The 2,503-nt window shown below is 65.7% G+C and carries 2 protein-coding genes; both read right to left on the reverse strand.

Going from position 1 to position 2,503, the window contains the following annotated elements; genetic code table 11:
* Nucleotides 1–302 precede the first annotated feature (302 nt).
* On the reverse strand, nt 303–1,496 hold the full coding sequence (locus NKI08_RS34275) for an IS91 family transposase (protein ID WP_502899704.1): 1,194 nt from the start codon (nt 1,494–1,496) through the stop codon (nt 303–305).
* A 4-nt stretch (nt 1,497–1,500) separates the two neighbouring features.
* Entirely contained in the window at nt 1,501–2,406 is a 906-nt protein-coding gene (locus tag NKI08_RS34280; protein WP_352775898.1) for a tyrosine-type recombinase/integrase, read from the reverse strand.
* Between the last annotated feature and the right edge of the window lie 97 nt (nt 2,407–2,503).

Consider the following 2,503-nt stretch of genomic DNA (forward strand, 5'->3'; position numbering starts at 1 on the left):
TTGCTGAAGGGTTTCGGGTGCCGTCAGGCGTACGAAAGTCTCTGATGCAGGAACCCGCGGGCCGCAGGCGGTGAGCTATGGGGATTTGTGTTTCGGGGTGTGCCAGCGCCTGTCGCGAACTTCCGCATAGGACGCGGTGGGCATGTCGTGGAAGCGGCTTCCGGGCCAGGTCGCAGAGCCTGTAGCGTTGATTCCGACGGGATTGGTGTGCGTGACGACCGGCGTCACGGCAACGTGCACATAACATCCCGTTGACCGGCGCCAGCGTGGCGCGGCCGTGTGGACAAACGGTCCATGCCGGGTCATGGGGCGTTCTCCCGGTTCGGCGCCCTTGAGGCAGGCGGTGCACGAGGCTGGCACCACCGTTCGAACCTCTCGATGACGACCATGCGCCCGCCGCAGCAAGGGCAAGGCCGGCGGACGTCAGCCGGTTCTTCCGAAGTGTCGTCTTGGGGCGGCAGATCGACGTTCAGCAGTTCGCGCGCGAGTGCGAGGCTGGCCTTGCGGGCGGAGGTGGCGAGCAGCCCATAGTGACGGATGCGGTGGAACCCACGCGGCAGGACATGGAGCAGGAAGCGGCGGATGAACTCGTCGGCGGCAAGCGTCATGGCGCGCTGGCGCTCGACACCATCGCGGCGATAGTCCTTGTAGCGGAAGGTGACTCCAGCCTCGTCGAAGGCGATCAGGCGGCGGTTCGAGATCGCGACCCGGTGCGTGTAGCGCGACAGGTAGGCGAGCACCGCTTCCGGCCCGGCGAAGGGCGCCTTGGCATAGACCACCCAGCGCTTGTTCCGGACCGGCGACAGGTGCCGCAGGAAGGCCTGCCGCTCGATGAGACGAGCAAGGGTGCCGAAGAAGGCGAGCCGATCGGCGTCGTGCAGCGCGATCAGCCGGGTGAGGAACAGGCGGCGGAACAACTTGCCCAGTACTCTGACCGGGAGCAGGAAGGCCGCGCGCGACGATATCCAGCGGCTCCCGTCCGGCGCGATGCCGCCGCCCGGCACAATCATGTGGACATGCGGATGGTGGGTCATTGCCGAGCCCCATGTGTGGAGCACGGCAGTGATGCCGATGCGCGCGCCGAGGTGCTTCGGATCGGCGGCGATGGTCAGCATCGTCTCCGATGCCGCCTTGAACAGCAGGTCATAGACCAGCGCCTTGTTGTGGAACGCGATCTCGGCGACTTCGGCCGGCAGCGTGAATACGACATGGAAGTAGCCGACCGGCAGCAGGTCGGCTTCGCGCTCGGCGAGCCATGTACGCGCGGCCGCGCCCTGGCACCTGGGACAGTGCCGGTTACGGCAGCTGTTATAGGCGATCCGCCATTGGCCGCAGTCCGCACAGGCTTCGACATGACCACCCAATGCAGCGGTGCGACACTGTTCGATCGCCGACATGACCTTGAGCTGCTGCAAGCTCAGATGCCCGGCGTGGGAGATCCGGTATCCGGGGCCGGCAGCACGGAAGATATCGGCGACCTCCAGGTCGGCGCGCACCGGTTCAGCCGGACGGCGTCTTGCCTTCCATCAGCGCCATCAGCCGGTCCAGCGGCCCTGCGACCGCGTGGATCGTCCGGGTCGAGACCTTGGTGTAGAGCGCTGTCGTTTCGAGCTTGCAGTGCCCGAGCAGCACCTGGATGACGCGAATGTCGACATCCTGCTCGAGCAGGTGGGTGGCGAAGCTGTGCCGCAGAGTATGCGGGCTGACGCGCTTGCGGATGCCGGCGACTTCGGCGGCTTCCTGAACCGCGCGATGGAGTTGCCGCGACGAGATCGGATCGGTGCAACTGCGCCCCGGGAACAGCCAGCCATGCGGAAGCATCACCCCGCGACGCCTGCCTTCGCGCCACCACACCCGCAGCAGTTCCAAGAGTTGCGGCGAGAGCATGGCGTTGCGAACCTTGCGTCCTTTGCCCTGTTCGACGCGGATCAGCATGCGTGTGCTGTCGATATCATCGACCTTGAGGTGCGCGACCTCCGATACGCGCAGACCCGCGCCATAGGCGACACCGAGCGCGGCCTTGTACTTGATGCCAGGTGCTGCTTCGAGCAGCCGCGCCGCTTCCTCCACGCTCAGCACGTCCGGCAGCTTGCGTGGATGGCGCATGATCACCAGCACACGTGCCAGATCCCGCCGCTTCAGCGTCACCAGGAACAGGAACCGCAGTGCCGAGACCGCGCCATTGATCGTCGCAGGGCCGACGCCGCTCTCATGCTGATGCAGCTGGAATCGACGGATGTCCTCAGCCCTCGCAGTGTCGGGCGAGCGGCCAAGGAACACAGCGAAGCGCCGGACGTGACGAACGTAGTCTTGCTGGGTATGGGAGCCCAGGCCACGCATGAGCATGTCGTGCTGCATGCGCTGGCGAAGCGGAGAGATTGGTGCATCGGTCGACAGGGTAGCCATGGCGAGTTCCTCTCGTTGAAGGGAACTCCATGGTCAGATCGACCCCTCTACCCGCTCAAGTCAAAATGGCAGTCGCGCCATCTCAGAACGAGGCGCC

Source organism: Mesorhizobium sp. M0768 (genome assembly GCF_040320195.1).
Lineage (GTDB): Bacteria > Pseudomonadota > Alphaproteobacteria > Rhizobiales > Rhizobiaceae > Mesorhizobium.